The sequence below is a fragment of the Parafannyhessea sp. genome, assembly GCF_051876455.1.
GTDB lineage: Bacteria > Actinomycetota > Coriobacteriia > Coriobacteriales > Atopobiaceae > Parafannyhessea.
In genome coordinates this window covers 1-2,944 of record NZ_JBJEHW010000108.1, presented here as the reverse complement: position 1 = coordinate 2,944, position 2,944 = coordinate 1, and the positions used below count along the sequence as shown (strand labels likewise).

Below are 2,944 nucleotides of genomic sequence, written 5' to 3'. Positions count from 1 at the left end.
TCAGAATCGAGTGGGCCGGCACGCGCCGGCAATTGGAGGACACATGAACAAGATTGCTAGCTTTACGGTGGACCACCTGCGTCTGGAGCCGGGCGTGTACGTCTCTCGCGTGGATCAGGATCCCACCACCAAGTGCGTCGTCACCACGTTTGACCTGCGCCTGACCGCTCCCAACCGCGAGCCGGTCATGGACACCGACGCCGTGCACGCCATCGAGCACCTGGGCGCCACGTTTTTGCGCAACGACCCGCAGTGGGCCGAGCGCGTGGTCTACTTTGGGCCCATGGGGTGCCGCACCGGCTTCTACCTGCTGCTATTTGGCGAGTACCAGCCTTCTGACGTCGCCGATCTCGTGAGGCGCATGTTTGAGTTCATCCGCGACTTCGAGGGCGAGATCCCCGGTGCCCGTCCTGCCGACTGCGGCAACTGGCACGACTCCAGCCTGCCCGGCGCGCAGTGGTGGGCTCGCCGCTACCTGGAGCAGACGCTGTACCACCTGGACCAGGCACACACGACATATCCCGTGGCGTAGGCGCGACTGCAATAGCCGGCGACTACGGCTGCTGTCGGCTCGCCGCCCGGCTTGCATCGCTCCGGCTGCACCTGGCGTATACAATCTTCTTTACCTGCGAACTGCAAAGGAAATCACATGAAATTTGGAATCATCGGAGCCATGGACGTCGAGGTCAAGCACCTCATCAGCCACATCGAGGACGCAAAGACCACGACGATGGCGCACATGGACTTCGTCGAGGGCACCCTCTTTGGCACCCCCGCGGTCGTGGTGCGTTGCGGCGTCGGCAAGGTGAACGCCGCCGTGTGCGCTGAGATTCTGGCCAGCCAGTTCCACGTGACGCACGTCGTGAACACCGGCGTTGCCGGCTCGCTGAACAACGAGCTCAACATCGGCGACATCCTGGTGTCCGTGGACGCCGTGCACCACGACGTCGACGTGACGAACCTGGGCTACGCTCCCGGCGAGGTGCCCAGCATGGGCGTCACCTCGTTCGCCGCAGACCCGTCGCTGCGAGAGGCCGCGCTCGACGCGGCACGCATCGCCGAGGTCGACGTGCAGTGCATGGAGGGCCGCGTGGCGTCCGGCGACCAGTTCGTGCGTGACCAGGCCGAGAAGGACCGCATCATCCGCCAGTTCCACGCCGACTGCTGCGAGATGGAGGGCGCCTCGATCGCCCACACGTGCTGGCTGAACGACATTCCGTTCGTAATCGTGCGTGCCATCTCCGATAAGGCTGACGGCTCCGCAACGGTTTCGTATCCCGAGTTCGAGCGCAAGGCGGCGCACGACTGCGCTCGCATCGTGCGTGTGCTGGTGGGCAGCTACCCGCAGCGTCTAGCCGAGCAGCAGGCGGCTACGGCCGAGTAGCAGCGGCGGCGTGGCGCTCGTCGAGCGCCACGACATCGAGCGCCATCACAGGTGGCGCCCTTACAACTAGCGCCACCATATCGAGCGCCATTACAACTGGCGCCCTTACAACTAGCGGTAACCTTTTGCCCGCTTAGAGCATGCTATTGCGGGGCAAAGGTTACCGCCAGTTGTGCGTATGCGATTCAGAGCAGCCCCCGACAACCCGATGGTGATGACATGGCACTGACGCCAGCCATCACAGCCATCACCTCTTGCTTCGGATGTCACCCCTCTACATCTGGCGGTAACTTCTTGCCCGTATGCCTGACGCTATGTGGGCAAAAGGTTACCGCCACTTGCTTGAGGGATTGCCATTTTGAGCCTGCCTCTCACGTGGATCGCTACGCTCGCGTGGTGCCAAGCCAACCTCGTTACAGCTCGACCATAGTGCGAACGCCTACGTGCTCCTCCTGGTAACCCCTCCCGCCAACCAGATACTTCACACCATCGAACTGTCGCTCGGTCATGCAGAACGCGCAAATCGCACCCGTCGTCGGAACCTGGTCCTCAAGCTCGTGGAGACAGCGTCTGGCTATCTTTCTGCTGGGGACGGCTCGGATGTAGACCTCGGGTTGCAGAAGCGAGTACCCCAATGTTGAACGGAGGGACAGAATCGGCCCGCCGTTCAACTATGGTCCGCTTGATTACCAGAATCTCGCGACCGGCTTTCCGTTCACCTCGTCGAAGGAAACGATGACTGACTTGAAGTCGTCCAGATTGTCCCCGCGCCTCTTCCAGATCGGCTCGAATTCCGACTTCCGGTCATTCGGTACAAGCCAGCCGAACATGTCTACGCAATGCTTGCCGTCGATGATTTGTTCAGGCATGTCAGGCTCCTCGAAGTAGAAGCTATAGCCATTAGGAGCCTGCTCGTTGGCAAGCTTGACAGAATCGATGATGAATTCGCCGTCGAAAGGTCCGATTTCACGCTCCGATCTGATTCCAAATGGCGTCATATACTCGGCTCACCCCTTGACTGTATCTGAATGCAGTTACCCTCTTTCTTGTATCCAAGTTTATCACCGCAATGTCATTGCCCTTGACAAATACTGCGCAGCGGTTCTCATCTTGGCCAGAAATGGCATGTGTTATGAGCATCGAATCATGCCTGTCGATGATATCTGACATCATCGAGTCGTATTCGAGCTGGCCTTCGCGCGATCTTGGATTCTTCACGTTGAACGGAGGGACAGAATTGGCCCGCCGTTCAACCGCCGCGCTCCTCTTGGCCGCCGCGTCCTCGAGCTCGCCGATCTTCCTCTCGGCCTCCTCGAGCTTGCCGGCCTTTTCCTTGAGCTCGTCGTAGTCCGCGTAGTGCTCGCGGGCCTTCGCACGCTCGCGCTCCAGGCGTGCCTTGATGGCGCGGTCGAAGTCTTCCTGGGTCTCGATGGGCTCGAATTCCATTCGGTTCCTCTTTCCTGTCCCGTCCGCTCGGACGTGATCGAGCCAGGATTGTCCGCCCCTGGCAGCGTGATGCCATGGTCACCGCCCATGGCGGCGTATATAGAAGCAGCCACC

4 protein-coding genes are annotated in these 2,944 nt (G+C 60.7%); 2 read left to right on the top strand and 2 right to left on the bottom strand.

Going from position 1 to position 2,944, the window contains the following annotated elements; translation table 11 throughout:
• The first annotated feature begins 43 nt into the window (after positions 1-43).
• Together ACI38Z_RS05010 and ACI38Z_RS05005 are read left to right on the top strand one after the other, a co-directional pair.
• On the top strand, positions 44-532 hold the full coding sequence (locus ACI38Z_RS05010; protein ID WP_439789093.1) for an S-ribosylhomocysteine lyase: 489 nt from the start codon (positions 44-46) through the stop codon (positions 530-532).
• 117 nt (positions 533-649) lie between these two features.
• Positions 650-1,384: a 5'-methylthioadenosine/adenosylhomocysteine nucleosidase gene (locus ACI38Z_RS05005; protein ID WP_439789092.1), complete on the top strand. Its 735-nt coding sequence runs from the start codon at positions 650-652 to the stop codon at positions 1,382-1,384.
• Positions 1,385-2,070: 686 nt separating this feature from the next.
• Here ACI38Z_RS05005 and ACI38Z_RS05000 read toward each other — a convergent pair.
• A complete protein-coding gene (locus tag ACI38Z_RS05000) occupies positions 2,071-2,382 on the bottom strand; it encodes a hypothetical protein (protein ID WP_439789091.1) in 312 nt (103 codons plus the stop codon).
• The gene (locus ACI38Z_RS04995) at positions 2,351-2,830 is read right to left on the bottom strand and encodes a hypothetical protein (protein ID WP_439789090.1); all 480 of its coding nucleotides are present in this window, start codon (positions 2,828-2,830) and stop codon (positions 2,351-2,353) included. The genes ACI38Z_RS05000 and ACI38Z_RS04995 overlap by 32 nt, the downstream gene beginning before the upstream one ends.
• Positions 2,831-2,944: the final 114 nt, after the last annotated feature.

Excerpts from the sequence above, each read along its gene's own strand:
- ACI38Z_RS05010 (WP_439789093.1), top strand. The coding sequence starts at position 44 with ATGAACAAGATTGCTAGCTTTACGGTGGACCACCTGCGTCTGGAGCCG.
- ACI38Z_RS05005 (WP_439789092.1), top strand. The coding sequence starts at position 650 with ATGAAATTTGGAATCATCGGAGCCATGGACGTCGAGGTCAAGCACCTC.
- ACI38Z_RS05000 (WP_439789091.1), bottom strand. The coding sequence starts at position 2,382 with ATGACGCCATTTGGAATCAGATCGGAGCGTGAAATCGGACCTTTCGAC.
- ACI38Z_RS04995 (WP_439789090.1), bottom strand. The coding sequence starts at position 2,830 with ATGGAATTCGAGCCCATCGAGACCCAGGAAGACTTCGACCGCGCCATC.